This is a genomic window from Ewingella americana (assembly GCF_006438725.1).
Classification (GTDB): Bacteria; Pseudomonadota; Gammaproteobacteria; order Enterobacterales; family Enterobacteriaceae; genus Ewingella; species Ewingella americana_A.
This window is the reverse complement of the sequence record NZ_RCZD01000005.1, coordinates 1-14502: the sequence shown is the minus strand read 5'-3', so window position 1 is coordinate 14502 and position 14502 is coordinate 1. Positions and strand designations below refer to the sequence as shown.

At 53.4% G+C, this 14502-nt stretch carries 15 protein-coding genes; 9 read left to right on the top strand and 6 right to left on the bottom strand.

The features are described from left to right. The first annotated feature begins 63 nt into the window (after positions 1-63). Together EAH77_RS10145 and modA are read left to right on the top strand one after the other, a co-directional pair. A complete protein-coding gene (locus EAH77_RS10145) occupies positions 64-1137 on the top strand; it encodes an ABC transporter substrate-binding protein (protein WP_277752558.1) in 1074 nt (357 codons plus the stop codon). A 54-nt stretch (positions 1138-1191) separates the two neighbouring features. Then, complete coding sequence (gene modA, locus EAH77_RS10140) at positions 1192-1932, top strand: molybdate ABC transporter substrate-binding protein (RefSeq protein ID WP_140472269.1); 741 nt, start codon at positions 1192-1194, stop codon at positions 1930-1932. A 36-nt stretch (positions 1933-1968) separates the two neighbouring features. Here the strand turns inward: modA and EAH77_RS10135 are convergent, their stop codons facing one another. Continuing rightward, positions 1969-2826 (bottom strand): PA4780 family RIO1-like protein kinase, encoded by an 858-nt coding sequence (locus EAH77_RS10135; protein WP_140472267.1) that lies wholly within the window; start codon positions 2824-2826, stop codon positions 1969-1971. A gap of 66 nt (positions 2827-2892) precedes the next feature. Between EAH77_RS10135 and EAH77_RS10130 the strand changes: the two genes are divergently transcribed. Together EAH77_RS10130 and EAH77_RS10125 are read left to right on the top strand one after the other, a co-directional pair. Then, positions 2893-3171 carry a hypothetical protein gene (locus EAH77_RS10130; RefSeq protein ID WP_140472266.1) on the top strand — a complete coding sequence of 93 codons (279 nt, stop codon included), beginning with the start codon at positions 2893-2895 and terminating at the stop codon, positions 3169-3171. A gap of 239 nt (positions 3172-3410) precedes the next feature. After that, the gene (locus EAH77_RS10125) at positions 3411-4526 is read left to right on the top strand and encodes an SDR family oxidoreductase (RefSeq protein WP_140472264.1); all 1116 of its coding nucleotides are present in this window, start codon (positions 3411-3413) and stop codon (positions 4524-4526) included. Between the two features lie 77 nt (positions 4527-4603). Here EAH77_RS10125 and EAH77_RS10120 read toward each other — a convergent pair whose 3' ends face one another. The 3 genes from EAH77_RS10120 to EAH77_RS10110 form a co-directional block, all read right to left on the bottom strand. Next, positions 4604-5227 carry a glutathione S-transferase family protein gene (locus EAH77_RS10120; RefSeq protein WP_140472262.1) on the bottom strand — a complete coding sequence of 208 codons (624 nt, stop codon included), beginning with the start codon at positions 5225-5227 and terminating at the stop codon, positions 4604-4606. Between the two features lie 62 nt (positions 5228-5289). Beyond that, positions 5290-5820, bottom strand: coding sequence for a GNAT family N-acetyltransferase (locus tag EAH77_RS10115; RefSeq protein ID WP_140472260.1), 531 nt, complete (start codon positions 5818-5820; stop codon positions 5290-5292). 78 nt (positions 5821-5898) lie between these two features. Continuing rightward, complete coding sequence (locus EAH77_RS10110) at positions 5899-6768, bottom strand: AraC family transcriptional regulator (RefSeq protein WP_140472259.1); 870 nt, start codon at positions 6766-6768, stop codon at positions 5899-5901. 192 nt (positions 6769-6960) lie between these two features. Between EAH77_RS10110 and EAH77_RS10105 the strand changes: the two genes are divergently transcribed. The 3 genes from EAH77_RS10105 to EAH77_RS10095 all read left to right on the top strand — a co-directional run bounded on the left by EAH77_RS10105 (position 6961) and on the right by EAH77_RS10095 (position 8962). Further along, positions 6961-7869: a DMT family transporter gene (locus tag EAH77_RS10105; protein WP_140472257.1), complete on the top strand. Its 909-nt coding sequence runs from the start codon at positions 6961-6963 to the stop codon at positions 7867-7869. Between the two features lie 129 nt (positions 7870-7998). Beyond that, the gene (locus EAH77_RS10100) at positions 7999-8379 is read left to right on the top strand and encodes a tautomerase family protein (protein ID WP_140472255.1); all 381 of its coding nucleotides are present in this window, start codon (positions 7999-8001) and stop codon (positions 8377-8379) included. A 97-nt stretch (positions 8380-8476) separates the two neighbouring features. Beyond that, positions 8477-8962, top strand: coding sequence for a hypothetical protein (locus tag EAH77_RS10095; protein WP_140472253.1), 486 nt, complete (start codon positions 8477-8479; stop codon positions 8960-8962). 38 nt (positions 8963-9000) lie between these two features. Here EAH77_RS10095 and hpxO read toward each other — a convergent pair whose 3' ends face one another. Both hpxO and EAH77_RS10085 read right to left on the bottom strand, forming a co-directional pair. After that, complete coding sequence (hpxO, locus tag EAH77_RS10090; protein ID WP_140472251.1) at positions 9001-10158, bottom strand: FAD-dependent urate hydroxylase HpxO; 1158 nt, start codon at positions 10156-10158, stop codon at positions 9001-9003. Between the two features lie 297 nt (positions 10159-10455). Then, positions 10456-11025 (bottom strand): single-stranded DNA-binding protein, encoded by a 570-nt coding sequence (locus EAH77_RS10085; protein ID WP_140472249.1) that lies wholly within the window; start codon positions 11023-11025, stop codon positions 10456-10458. 286 nt (positions 11026-11311) lie between these two features. Here EAH77_RS10085 and uvrA point away from each other — a divergent pair, with 286 nt between their 5' ends. Beyond that, on the top strand, positions 11312-14167 hold the full coding sequence (uvrA, locus tag EAH77_RS10080; RefSeq protein ID WP_140472247.1) for an excinuclease ABC subunit UvrA: 2856 nt from the start codon (positions 11312-11314) through the stop codon (positions 14165-14167). A 120-nt stretch (positions 14168-14287) separates the two neighbouring features. After that, on the top strand, positions 14288-14502 hold a 215-nt coding region (locus EAH77_RS10075), incomplete at its 3' end, for a transposase domain-containing protein (RefSeq protein ID WP_194150507.1).

Here is a 14502-nt window from a genome sequence, read left to right as displayed (position 1 = left end):
TCATTTGATGATAAAGCGCATCGTTATATAATCCTTTACACAACGAATCAGAGGATTACTACCGTGCGCGTTTTACCTTCCGTTTTTCTGCTCGGCCTTGCGCTGAGTTTTGCTCCCCTTTCATCATGGGCTTCGCGCCAGGTTACCGACCAACTCGGACGGCAGGTGACCCTTCCCGATAACGTCGATCGCGTGGTGGTGTTGCAGCATCAAACCCTGAATCTTCTGGTACAACTGGATGCCACTAAAGATATCGTCGGTGTCCTGAATAACTGGCAGCAACAGTTAGGCAGCGGTTATGTGCGTCTGGCGCCTGCGCTGGAGAAAACACCGGTGGTCGGCGATCTGACGACCGTCAATCTCGAAAGCGTCGTCGCGCTGCATCCGCAGGTGGTGTTTGTCACCAACTATGCGCCGCAGGAGATGATCGACCAGATCAGCCAGACCGGCATCGCAGTAGTGGCGATCTCACTGCGTGACGATCCGAAAGGTGAAGAACACAAAATGAACCCGGCGCTGCCCGATGAAGATCAGGCCTATACCGACGGGCTGAAGAATGGAATTCGGTTGATCGGCGAAGTGGTAAACCGTCAGAAACAGGCCCAGGAATTGATCGACTATACTTTTTCTCAGCGCCAGTTAACCGGCGAGCGGCTGAAAGCCCTTCAGGCAGACCAGCGCATTCGCACCTATATGGCCAATCCTGAACTGACCACTTACGGCTCCGGCAAATATACCGGGCTGATGATGGCCCATGCAGGCGCGATGAATGTGGCCGCGGCCACGGTGAAAGGCTACAAACAGGTGTCACTGGAACAGGTTATCGCCTGGAACCCACAGGTGATCTTCGTACAGGATCGTTACCCTGAAGTAGTGGACCAGATTAGCCAGGATCCGAAGTGGCAGGTGATCGACGCCGTAAAACATCACCGCGTTTATCTGATGCCTGAATACGCCAAAGCCTGGGGCTATCCGATGCCGGAAGCGCTGGCCATTGGTGAATTATGGATGGCGAAGAAGCTTTACCCGCAGAAGTTCGCTGACATCGACATGCAAACACAGGCTGACGCCTATTATGAACGCTTCTACCGGACCGACTTCAAGCCCGCCACAGAAGCGCCGCACGCGGGGAAATAACCTCATTCCCGGCGTCGTGATCTTTTCTTGAGACCAATATGATAAGGAGACCTGATGACAAAATCGATAAAAGTGCTGGCCGCAGGTAGCCTGCGCCGGGCGTGGGCGCCACTGTGTGAGGCTTTTCAGGCAGAAAGTGGCACGAATGTCGTGACAGAGTTCGGCCCTGCCGGGCTGCTTCGCGAGCGCATCGAACAGGGCGAAAAAGTGGACCTGTTTGCTTCGGCCAATACGGCGCATCCGCTGGCGCTGCAACAGCACGGCAAAGCCCTGCACGTCGAGACCATGTGCGGCAACAGCCTGTGTGTCACGGCACGCAAAGGGCCCGAACTGGAAAAGCTGAACTGGTTGAGCGTACTGCTCGACCCGCGCTTTCGGCTGGCGACGTCAACGCCGCTCAGTGATCCTTCCGGTGATTATACCTGGCAGATGTTCGAGCTGATTGAACGGCGTCATCCCGATGCCGGGGCCATTTTACGCAATAAAGCGCTGCGTCTGGTGGGGGGTGAAAAATCGGCAAAAGTGCCGGAGGGGAAACTGGCGGCAGAATGGTTGATTTGCACCGGGCAAGCCGATGTATTTATCGGCTATACCAGTTACGCCGCCCTGCTGCGGGAAAATGATACGCTGGAGGTGTTCAACATACCGGCAGATTACAACGTGCGCGCGAATTATGCGCTCGCGACCTGCACAGAAAAAGCCACACCGCTGGCGGCATTTATTCTTTCTGAAACCGGCCAGCATATTTTGCAGAATGCCGGTTTTTGTGGCCGCGATTCGGTGATGCGCGACTAGCCCTATGTTGAACAGCCGAGGGGGTTTAGACGCAAATCAGTCGTTGAAATCACGTTCCTTCAGCGCACGCTGACGGTCGTAATATTCATCTTCTGCGGCGATGATTTCATCCAGCAGCGAATCCACATCCGCTTTCGTGGTGTCTTCTGCAAACTGGCCGGTCAGGACACTTTCCGGCGTCAGTTTGCCATCTTCATAAAGCGCCCAAATCTCTTTGGCAAAACGCGTTTCCAGCAACTCTGGGGCGAACTGGCTGTAGTAGCCGCGCATGTTGTTCACGTCGCGTTCAAACATCGACTCAGCGTGGTTGTTGGCAGACGCATCCACCGCTTGCGGCAAGTCGATGATCACCGGCCCGCTGGCGTCCATGAGTACGTTGAACTCTGACAGGTCCCCGTGCACGATACCGGCGCACAGCATGCGCACAATATTGCGGATCATCGTGTCGTGGTCGGCAAGCGCCTCTTCTGGCGTTAGCATGACATCACTCAAGCGCGGCGCGACCAGCCCTTCGGCATCGGTGATCAGTTCCATCAGCAATACCCCATCAAGGCAAATGTAAGGCTGTGGGACACGCACCCCGGCGTTGGCGAGGCGAAACAGAGCATCCACCTCGGCAGTCTGCCAGGTCTCTTCCTGCTGCTTTTTACCGAACTTTGAGCCCTTCTGCATAGCACGGGCGCTGCGGCTGTTACGGACTTTACGCCCTTCCTGATATTGCACCGCCTGCTTAAAACTGCGCTGGCTGGCTTCTTTATAAACCTTGGCGCAACGGATCTCTCCACCGCATAACACGGTGTAAACGTCGGCTTCTTTGCCGCTTTTCAGTCGACGGACCACATCGTCTATCAGGCCGTCATCCACCAGAGGTTGGATTCTATTTGGGATTTTCATGCAGCCTTGTACCTTATTTACGCGCGCGAGGGAATCACCAGCTTAATATTCCCTTCAGGGACACCGATGAAGACTCCTGATTTCATCCCGTTATCGGCATCCTTTACGCTCACTATAACACTCCGCGCGCTCTCATTTTTTGGTGCGCACCTATTTATGCTTCAGTTTATCTTAATGCAGAAGCAGTGCCTACTTCCTGCGCAAAGTGTGCATGAACCAGCCACACCTGAAACGGGCCTTTGCAACCAGCGTAACAAAAACCACGACAGTCAGACAAAACCGATTTTGTCTGTGAGCTTCACGCCAGCGGAAAACAGCACGGAAAATCATAAAAATTATTCCTGAGCCTGCTAATTTGTGAAAAGCCCCACCTGACAGTGCTTCACTATAATTAATTAATACTCTTTATTACCAGATGTAATAAAGCAAAGCAGAATATATCCACATTCTCATTCTGTAATAACTCCCGTTATTTACGACTCCTTTTCGTTTACCTTACGTTTATTTATCACCTGACTTGGTATACATGCGGTTTACAGTCGCGGTGATACTGTGCGGTTACTTTCACGATATAGGTAATCGTTATGCCAAACATTTTAATTACCGGCGCATCAGGTTTTGTCGGTGGCGCTGTGGTTGAACATATTCTCCGCCAGCAATCTATGGATGATGTTCAATTACTCTTATTAGTCAGGGCAGACGATAAACAGGCAGGGCTTGGCCGAATCATTAATAATTTGAAGAAATTTGAGTTAAGTGAAAAATTACTTTCTTTGATCACCGAAGATTCAATTTTAATCGGGGATCTCGGTGAACCAGAAAACTTTATTAATGACCCGCGTCTCGACAGCGTCACTCACGTGATTAACTGCGCGGCCATCGCATCCTTCGGTAATAATCCGGTGCTGTGGAAAGTGAACGTTGATGGTTCACTGGTCTTTGCCAAACGTATGGCGCAGGTGAAAAGCCTGCAACGCTTTGTACACGTCGGCACCGCAATGGCCTCAATGCCGGATAAAGGCAGCGTGTTCTACGAAGATATGCCTGATAACGAGCACAATGAAGACCTGGTGCAATACACTGCATCCAAGCGCGCTATTGAAGTACTGATCCGTCAGGAATGCCCGCAGATGCCATTTGTGGTGGCACGCCCTTCTATCATCGTCGGTCATACACAATTCGGTTGCCGTCCATCCAGCAGTATTTTCTGGGTGTTCCTGATGGCAATAAAATTGAAGAAATTCACCTGTACGCTGGATGACAATGTTGACGTCATTCCTGTGGATTATTGCGCGATGGTGCTGGTGAACTTATGTCTTAAAAAAGATATCGAGCATGATTTCTATCATATTTCGTCGGGAGAAGCGATGTGTACGCCATTCCATGAAATTGATACTTTCGTCGCGAAAGCCAACAATGTTGATACGATTATCGGTGAATATAAACAGATCAGTTATCAGGATTTTACCGGCATCAGAAAGCAGTTCAAAGATATTCTGGGGCCATGTAATGATAAGATTATCTTACGTGCCATTAAATTATACGGCGGGTTTGCCGAATTAAATGTCAAATTTGATAACCAGCGTTTAATGGATATGGGTATGCCTAAACCGGCCCCCTTCAGAAGTTATATTGATAAATGCGTCACCAGCACACGTGGCCAGTCCATTTCTGAATTGATGATGGTCGATTTTAAATAATCTCGTCACCGTGAAAGCGTGATATTAGACAGTAAAACGGCGCAGAATTGATCATTCTGCGCCGTTTTTATTTGCGTTCAGGCAATGCCGTTACGACCAAACAGGCGAAAACCTTCCCGCTGATTCAGTCTTTCATAGTAAGCCGCGACCGCAGGCAACGCCGGGCGTGACATCGGCGTCATCAACCAGCGGTTGACCGCCAGCCCGATAGGGACGTCGGCCAGCGTAAAATTATTCCCAAGCATGTAGTCGCCGCTGCGCTGTAACTGCTCTTCAATCATCTGCACATGACGGTTCCAGTCACTGACACCAGCATCAATCAGTGTCTGATCGGTATGCTGCGGACTGTTGCGCGCCAGCGCAGGGAACGCATAACGCCAAGAGTTATTCAGTTCCCCGGCCTGCCAATCCATCCATTGCTCGGTAAGGGCGCGGTTTTGCGGATCGGTCGATAACAGATCGCTGCGTCCTTCTTTTGCTACCAGATAACGGCAAATGACGTTGGACTCCCACAAGACAAAATCACCGTCGAGAAGCACCGGCACCATTGCATTGGGATTGAGCGCCTTGAATTGCGGTGTCTCTGTTGGCTGAAATCCTGCACCGAAATCTTCGCGTTCGAAATCCAGCCCGAGCTCATGGCAGGTCCACAACACTTTGCGCACGTTTATCGACGACGCCTTTCCCAATATTTTCAGCACAAGCCCTCCTCACTAAAAGAAAAACTTCCGGTATGACTTCCGATCAGTTATGACTTCCGATATTAAAAGCGCGGTCCGCTGCGTTTGAAAATACGCGTCACGGCACCGTGATATAACGCGTCACTTTGTGCAACAAAGCCACATTTTTCGGCCAGGCGAATAGATGCCAGATGCTCCGGCGCAATAATGCAGCACAGCTGGCGATCCAGATGAGCATCCGCCCATTCCAGCACCCGACGCGCGGCTTCAAACGCATACCCTTTCCCGTGAAAAGCAGGGGAAATCACCCAGCCCATTTCGGCCAGCCCGGCAAGCGAGGGGGACATATCCCGCTGATAATCTGCCAGGCCAATTTCGCCAACGAAGGTGCCATCTTTAAGAGAAACAGCCCAATAACCGAACCCCATCATCTGCCAGTGGCCCGGATAGCGTAACAGGCGGCTCCAGCTGGTTTCGCGTGAAGACGGCGTGCCGCCAATATATTTCACCACGTCAGGATCGGCCCATTGCGTGGCAATAGCCTCGAAATCGTCCACGCGGTGAGCACGTAAAATAAGGCGTTCGGTTTCTAAAACGGGGGCAGAGGTATACATGGTTCAGGCTCATTAACGATCAATGAATCATAAGCTAGCACTGAATAAAGACAGGGGGAATGAGGTTTTGCGTGCGGGTTATTTTTGCCGTAGCGCCGTCGGCGTCATACCGCGCATGGCTTTAAAACGGTTACTGAAATGACTGGTGGAGCTGAAACCGCATTCAAGGCCGATGGCGGTGATATCCAGCGCGCTGTTGCGCAGCAGATTTTCGGCCTGGATCAGCCGTGCATTCATCACGTATTGATGGGGAGCCAGTCCCATACTCTGTTTGAACATGCGGGCAAAATGGAACTCACTCAGCCCCGCAATAGCGGCCAGTTCGGCCAACAACAGCGATTGAGACAAGTTGACGTGAATATACTCTTTGACCCGATTAAGCACCGTCGGAGAGAGGCCGCCGCGCACCGTCGGCAGCGACCATTGCAGATGCGTATAATTTTTTACCAGATGCGCCATCAGTAACGTGGTTGCGCTACTGAGCATCAGATGATTGCTGTTTTCCTGCCACTGGCTGCTCAGTAAAAACTGGCGATAAAGCAGCGTTATCTGCGGATCTTCAGCGAACGTGCGCTCTTCCAGCTGGATGCTGGCCGGGCTGCGCTCCCAGGTCTGTTCTACCAGATGCCGCAGATGCTGATCGCTGCAATACAGATGCACGAAAGAGAGATCATCGCGCACATCCCAGCTCGACATGCTGTTTTTGGGCATGATGCAGAAACGGTCCGGCCCGCCGCCGTTGCGCCAGCCCGCGCGCGTCTTGTGGTAGGTTTCGTAGCCGTCAGCGACATACAGACTCAGAGTATGGTGATCAGGATTTTCCTGCGTCACGCAGTCATTTTTATTCGACCAGGCCGCGAGCTGAATGCCAGAGCCCAGCTCCACGCTGTCATGCAGCACAGCGTTGTGCTTCCTGAGCGTTTCGAAAGCCTGATATCCCTTGGTCATATCGCGTACCGTCTGAGTGAATAAAGAGCGCCAGTGTACCGTTTGAGTGGGCCTTACAGCCAGATGTTGCTGCCCGGCGGGGCAAAAAAAAGCGCAAGAATATGCAACCGGCAGCAAGGGGCTGAAAGCAGCGAGCGAGGATTTTAGGGATACTTCTACCCAACCCGTTGTTTTCTATTACTGAGTAATGCCATGAACGCGCTGTTATATATTTCTGTGATCCTGATTTGGGGCACCACCTGGTTTGCCATCTACCTGCAACAAGGTGATGTGCCTGTTCCGGTGTCCATTTTCTACCGCTTCCTGCTGGCGGCGATCATTATGCTGGTTGCGCTGCTGGCAACACGCCGCCTGCGCCGCTTGCCGCTGCGCGATCACCTGTTCTGTATCGCGCAGGGCTGTTGTGTATTCGGCTTCAACTTCTACTGTTTTTACCACGCGGCGTCGTACATCAGCAGCGGGCTGGAGTCGGTAATTTTTTCGATGTCGGTGCTGTTCAACGCCATCAACGGCATGTTGTTCTTCCGCCAGAAACTCAGCCCAACGTTTATTCCTGCCGCGCTGCTTGGCATGGCGGGTATTGTCACACTGTTCTGGCATGATTTAACGGCTGCACACATCGCCCCGGAATTACTCAAAGGCATTGGCCTGAGTCTGCTCGGCACTTACGGCTTCTCGCTCGGCAATATGATCAGCACCCGCCACAAACAGCGCAGCCTGGATGTTTTCTCCACCAACACCTACGCGATGTTTTACGGCACGGCGGTGATGGGAGTACTGAGCCTGGCTCAGGGCGCGTCATTCGCCATCGACCTGACGCCGCAATACCTCGGCTCGCTGGTTTATCTGTCGGTATTCGGCTCCGTGCTGGCATTCGGAATTTACTTCAGCCTGGTCGGGCGTATCGGTGCCAGTCAGGCCGCCTACAGCACACTGCTGTTCCCGCTGGTTGCCCTGACCGTCTCGACGTTTGGTGAAGGCTACCAGTGGCATACCAACGCCGTCATCGGCCTGGGGATGATCCTGCTGGGCAATCTGGTGATGTTTGCCAGACCTGGGTGGCTGGGGATTTTTCACAAAACAGAAAAAGTGCTGAACTGAGTCAGAATGTGAGGGCCGGAAAATTCAGCTAGACTTTAACGCCTGAATTGTTCATACCTGACAGGGCGTGCGGCGCAACCAAGACCCGCACGCCGTTGCATTCATTAAGCACTCTTTTAAGGATGAACCATGCCATTAGTTCGCGTTGATATGATTGAAGGCAAACCCAGCACCTTCCGTAAAGCCATCGGTGACGTGATTTATAACGCGTTAAGAAGCCACCTTAATGTGCCGGAAAATGACCGTTTTATTATTTTCGCCGAACATACCCCCGAAGAGATGATGATCTCTCCCGACTACCTCGGGATTGAGCGCACACAGAACTGCATTATCGTCCAGTTGACCCTCAACAGTGGCCGCACGCTGGAGATGAAGAAAGCCTTTTATCACGCGGTGGCCTATGGTCTTCACGAGCAAACCGGGATGCGTCTCGAAGATGTGTTTATCAGTCTGGTTGAAGTCCCGAAAGAGAACTGGTCATTCGGCAACGGCGAAGCGCAGTACGCCTGAGGGTAAAGCCTGAATGAACCGTGCACGAGAATTGCCTCATCGGGATGGACCCGAGTACCCCGATCTCTCGCTGCCCCATACTCAGACAAAGGTGCATATGACCTCATCGACGGTTTTATTACATATTGGCAGCGAACAGACCAAGGTGACGGTGCGCAAAGAAAACGGCGACGTGACGCAGCTGCTGTTAACGCTAGGTTCCCAACTGACCTCGCTGGGGTATTTCCGTCACACGCCGCCAACGCCGGAGGAAATGGAAACGGCCATTATGGTGGTCGAAGATGAGATCATGCGCGTCCGTCATGATATTCCCGCGGGTGCCAGACTGGTGAGCAACGACAACGATATCCGCGCTATTGCACGCTTGGCTGGCGTTGCAGAAAATGAATCCATGCCACTGTCAGTCGATGCCGTCGAGCGCACATTTGACCGCCTGGCCCTGGTGATCAACGGCCACCCCGCCCGCTTCGAAGGCATCCCCGACGGCAATGACTTCGCCGCGACGCTGCTGATTTTACGCGAGTTTATGCATCATTTACAGTTTGCGCAGATTGTGGTGAAAGGGACAAAATTTGTGTTCTAAAAGCCCGCACAGGGGCTTTTAGACATCGTCTTTCAGCGCTATTCAAGCGGCCCGCCCAGAATAGTGTCGCACATGCCGGAAAGAATACGTTCGCCGGTCTCCTGTTTCAGATCCTCGTACCATTGCCCGGTGACTGCCATGTCTTTGCCATGGGTGACGTCGCAGCGTTTACGCGCTTTCAGCACTAAATCCTTCACGCGGTCTGCCCGCTTTTCCTGATACCGTAGCAACGCATCTTCAATGCCCAGAGAATTGGTTTGCAGCATATTCGCCAGCACGACCGCATCTTCCATCGCCGCGCAGCCGCCCTGCCCAATGTCCGGCGTGGTGCTGTGACCGGAATCGCCCAGCAGCGCAATTCGGCCTTTGACCAGTTGCATAAAGGGGTCGATGTCGTGGATTTCCACGCGGTTGGTGGTTTCCGGGTTGATCAGGCCGATCAGTTTCTGCACCGGTGCCGCCCAACCCGCAAAATAGCGCTGTAAATCCTCGCGTACCGTGGCGCGGTCTTGCAGCAAACCTTTCGGCAGCGGCACGTCGAAAAAGAAATAGAATCGGTTGCCACTTACCGGCATCAGGGAAACGCGTTTACCCTCACCGACGAAGGTGGTCCACTGATCGGCAGGGGCGATACTTTCGTCGATGTCGACCAGCCCGTTCCAGTTCACATAACCGGCATAGCGGCGCTCGGGAGCGAAGCCCAAAACGTGCTGGCGAATAATGGAGTGCGTACCGTCGGCTGCGATCAGCAAATCACCGGTCGCGGAGGTGCCATCGTCAAACCAGGCGGTCACGCTGTCAGCGGACTCTTCGACATGCGTCACCCGCTTGCCAAACTGCACGCTATCGCGACCATAGGTATCGAGCAGCATCGACTGAAGTTCAGCGCGTGCCACCGGATACGGCTGTTCACCGACGCTCTGAATCAGTGGATCCATACTAAAACGCGTCATGGTCTGGCCGTGCTGATACTCTTTGTACGCCATGTAGCGCATCTGTCCACCAAGCTCACGCAACGCGTCTTTCATGCCGAGATAATTCAGGCATTTCACGCCGTTTGGCCAGATGGAAATCGCCGCCCCCACCGGTTTGATCTCTTTTACTGCCTCGTATACCGCAGTCTCGATACCAAAACGCTTCAGCGCAATCGCCGCACATGTACCGCCAATACCGCCACCAATCACGATCGCTTTCATGTATTTCTCCTTGAAGCCTCACAAGGAAAAAGCAATTTCTGTACCACAACGGGGAATTACCGCCAAAGCCTTGTATACAATCTTAAGGTAAATTGGCGTTACGCCAGAACGGAAAACATTGCGCTAAAACAAGGCGTGAATTCGGCGCAATGAACCAGTCTGGTGCGCAGATGTAGCGATGGGTGTTTGGGGCTGTGAGGACGGTTTGAGATGCTGAAAACGTTAAACGCTGCATAACACAAAGCCCCTTTCGGGGCTTTGTGTTTGTTCTAACATTGATGCCCGAAGGCCAACCCATCAGAACGGGATATCGTCGTCGAAATCCATTGGGGGTTCATTGCTTTGCGCTGGCGCGTTGTTCTGCTGTGGGGCAGGACGCGATTGTTGACCGCCGCTGAACTGGTTGCTGCCGCCTTGTGGCTGCTGAGGTTGACCCCAACCGCCCTGACCGCCCTGACCGCTCTGAGAATCATGACCGCCTGAAGCCTGGCCACCCGTTGCTGGTGCGCCGCCGCCGGCACGGCCGCCGAGCATCTGCATGGTGCCGCCCACGTTAACCACCACTTCGGTGGTGTATTTTTCAACGCCAGCCTGATCGGTCCATTTACGGGTCTGCAATGCGCCTTCGATGTAAACCTGAGAGCCTTTACGCAGGTATTCACCAGCCACTTCAGCCAGTTTGCCGAACAGCACTACACGGTGCCATTCCGTTTTTTCTTTCTGTTCGCCGGTGGCTTTGTCACGCCAGCTTTCAGAGGTTGCCAGAGTAATGTTGGCAACGGCACCGCCGTTAGGCATGTAGCGGACTTCCGGGTCTTGACCCAAATTCCCTACAAGAATGACTTTGTTTACGCCTCTGCTGGCCATGTGGACTCTCCGATGAGTTAAATTCTATACAGTATAAACGAGGAATTTTAGCACGCGATGATTCCGTATCATACCTGCAATACGGAATCAGAAAATGTTTAGCAACCCGACACCCGTTACATCGAGTACTGGATATACATTCAGGTTTTGAGGTGGCATAGACTGTGATTTGTGTCATAATTGCGCGTTACGTTCTTCTCTGTGCCCGATTCGCTGACCGCAGCAATACCAGATTTATAGACGGTCACCGGCATGGTGAGCTATCAAGTTAATCCGGGAATGATGAATGGATAAGATCGAAGTTCGGGGCGCACGCACCCATAATCTCAAGAATATCAACCTGATTATCCCGCGCGACAAACTGATTGTTGTCACCGGCTTATCGGGCTCAGGCAAATCTTCACTGGCGTTTGATACTCTGTATGCAGAAGGCCAGCGCCGCTACGTTGAGTCGCTGTCTGCCTATGCCCGCCAATTTTTATCTTTAATGGAAAAACCGGACGTCGACCATATCGAAGGTCTCTCTCCGGCTATTTCTATTGAGCAGAAATCGACGTCGCACAACCCGCGTTCCACCGTCGGTACCATTACTGAGATCCACGACTACCTGCGCCTGCTGTTTGCCCGCGTGGGTGAGCCACGCTGCCCTGATCACAATGTGCCGTTGTCGGCGCAGACCGTCAGCCAGATGGTGGACAACGTTCTGGCGCAGCCCGAAGGCCAACGCCTGATGCTGCTGGCGACCATTATCAAAGATCGCAAAGGCGAGCACACCAAAACGCTGGAAAATCTGGCGGCGCAGGGCTACATCCGGGCACGTATCGATGGCGAAGTCTGCGACCTTTCTGATCCTCCAAAGTTGGAGCTACAGAAAAAGCACACCATCGAAGTGGTGGTTGACCGCTTTAAAGTGCGCGAAGACATCGCGCAGCGTCTGGCAGAATCTTTCGAAACTGCGCTGGAGCTCTCCGGTGGTACCGCCGTAGTCGCCGACATGGATGACCCGAAAGCCGCCGAAATGTTGTTCTCCGCCAACTTCGCCTGTCCGATTTGCGGCTACAGCATGAGTGAGCTTGAACCGCGCATGTTCTCGTTCAACAACCCGGCCGGTGCCTGCCCGACCTGTGACGGTCTGGGCGTGCAACAGTTCTTCGACCCGGAACGCGTGGTGCAAAACCCTGAGCTGTCGCTGGCCGGTGGCGCCATCCGTGGCTGGGATCGCCGTAATTTTTACTATTTCCAGATGCTGCGCTCATTGGGTGAGCACTATAAATTTGATGTGGAAGCGCCGTACAACGATCTGAGCAACGATGTGAAATACGCCATCCTGCAAGGTTCCGGCAAGGACACCATCGAGTTTAAATACATTAACGATCGCGGTGACACCTCGATTCGCCGTCATCCGTTTGAAGGCGTTTTGCACAACATGGAGCGCCGTTATAAAGAGACGGAATCAAGCGCCGTACGTGAAGAGCTGTCGAAGTACATCAGCAACCGCTCCTGCTCTTCCTGTAAAGGCACACGCCTGCGCGAAGAAGCCCGCAACGTGTTTGTTGAAGAGACCACGCTGCCGGAGATTTCCGATTACAGTATCGGCCACGCGCTGGACTTCTTCCGCAATATGAAGCTGACCGGTCAGCGTGCGCAGATCGCCGAAAAAGTGATGAAAGAGATCGGCGACCGCCTGAAATTCCTGGTTAACGTCGGCCTGAATTACCTGTCGCTGTCACGGTCGGCGGAAACGCTTTCTGGCGGCGAAGCCCAGCGTATCCGCCTGGCGAGCCAAATTGGTGCCGGGCTGGTGGGCGTGATGTACGTGCTGGACGAACCGTCTATCGGCCTGCATCAGCGTGATAACGAACGTCTGCTGGAGACCCTGATCCACCTGCGTGATCTGGGTAACACGGTAATTGTGGTTGAGCATGACGAAGACGCCATCCGCGCTGCCGATCACGTGATTGATATCGGGCCAGGTGCCGGTGTACACGGCGGTCATGTCGTCGCTGAAGGGACCGTTGATCAGATCATGGCAGTACCGGAGTCGCTGACCGGGCAGTTCCTCAGTGGCAAACGTGAAATCGCTCTGCCGGAACATCGCGTACCGGCTGACCCGACGAAAGTACTGAAGCTTTCCGGCGCCAAGGGCAATAACCTGAAAGATGTCACGCTAACGCTGCCGGTCGGCCTGTTTACCTGTATTACCGGCGTGTCCGGCTCGGGTAAATCCACGCTGATTAACGACACCCTGTTCCCGCTGGCACAGCGCGAGTTGAACGGTGCGACGCTGGCCGAAGCTGCGCCTTATCGCGAAATCGACGGTCTGGCGCATTTCGATAAAGTCATCGATATCGACCAAAGCCCGATTGGCCGTACGCCGCGTTCCAACCCGGCGACCTACACCGGTATTTTCACGCCGGTGCGCGAACTGTTTGCCGGTGTGCCGGAATCGCGTGCGCGCGGCTACAACCCTGGGCGTTTCAGCTTTAACGTCAAAGGCGGGCGCTGCGAGGCCTGTCAGGGCGATGGCGTGATCAAAGTCGAGATGCACTTCCTGCCGGATATCTACGTACCGTGCGACCAGTGCCGTGGCAAACGCTATAACCGCGAAACGCTGGAGATTAAATACAAGGGCAAGAGTATTCACGAAGTGCTGGAAATGACCATTGAAGAGGCCCGTGATTTCTTCGACGCCGTTCCTGCACTGGCGCGTAAGCTGCAAACCCTGATGGACGTCGGCCTGACCTACATCTGTCTCGGCCAGTCAGCCACCACGCTATCGGGTGGTGAAGCCCAGCGTGTGAAACTGGCGCGTGAGCTGTCCAAGCGCGGTACTGGCCAGACGCTGTATATCCTCGATGAACCGACGACCGGCCTGCACTTTGCCGATATTCAGCAACTGCTGGCGGTCCTGCATCAGTTACGCGATCAGGGCAATACCATCGTGGTGATTGAGCATAATCTGGACGTGATTAAAACCGCAGACTGGATTGTCGATCTGGGGCCGGAAGGCGGCAGCGGCGGTGGCGAAATCCTGGTGGCCGGTACGCCGGAAACCGTGGCTGAATGCAAAGAGTCGCACACCGCACGCTTCCTGAAACCGCTGCTTGAACACCATAAGCAGAAGGCGAAGAAGTCGGCGTAATGCTTTGGTTTCGCCCATAAAAAACGCCACCTTCGGGTTAATGCCGATCGTTTAAGAGTACTTGAACGATCCTGCCAGTAAGAGACAATCCGGGAACAGCCTTCTGTTCCCGGATTTTTTATGTCTGAAGATGACATGGATTTTGTTGTTGATGCTTTCTCCTCTGAGATCGATGCCTTTTCACGTTCACTTGACCCTCTCTGGATCCACCAGGCCCTGACTGCCTGCCAGAAGGCCAGTATTCGCAGGCGTCGTCTGCCTGCTGAGCAGGCTGTATGGCTCATCCTGATGATGGGGTTGTTGCGTGATTTATCCATCAAAGATGTCTGCCATCA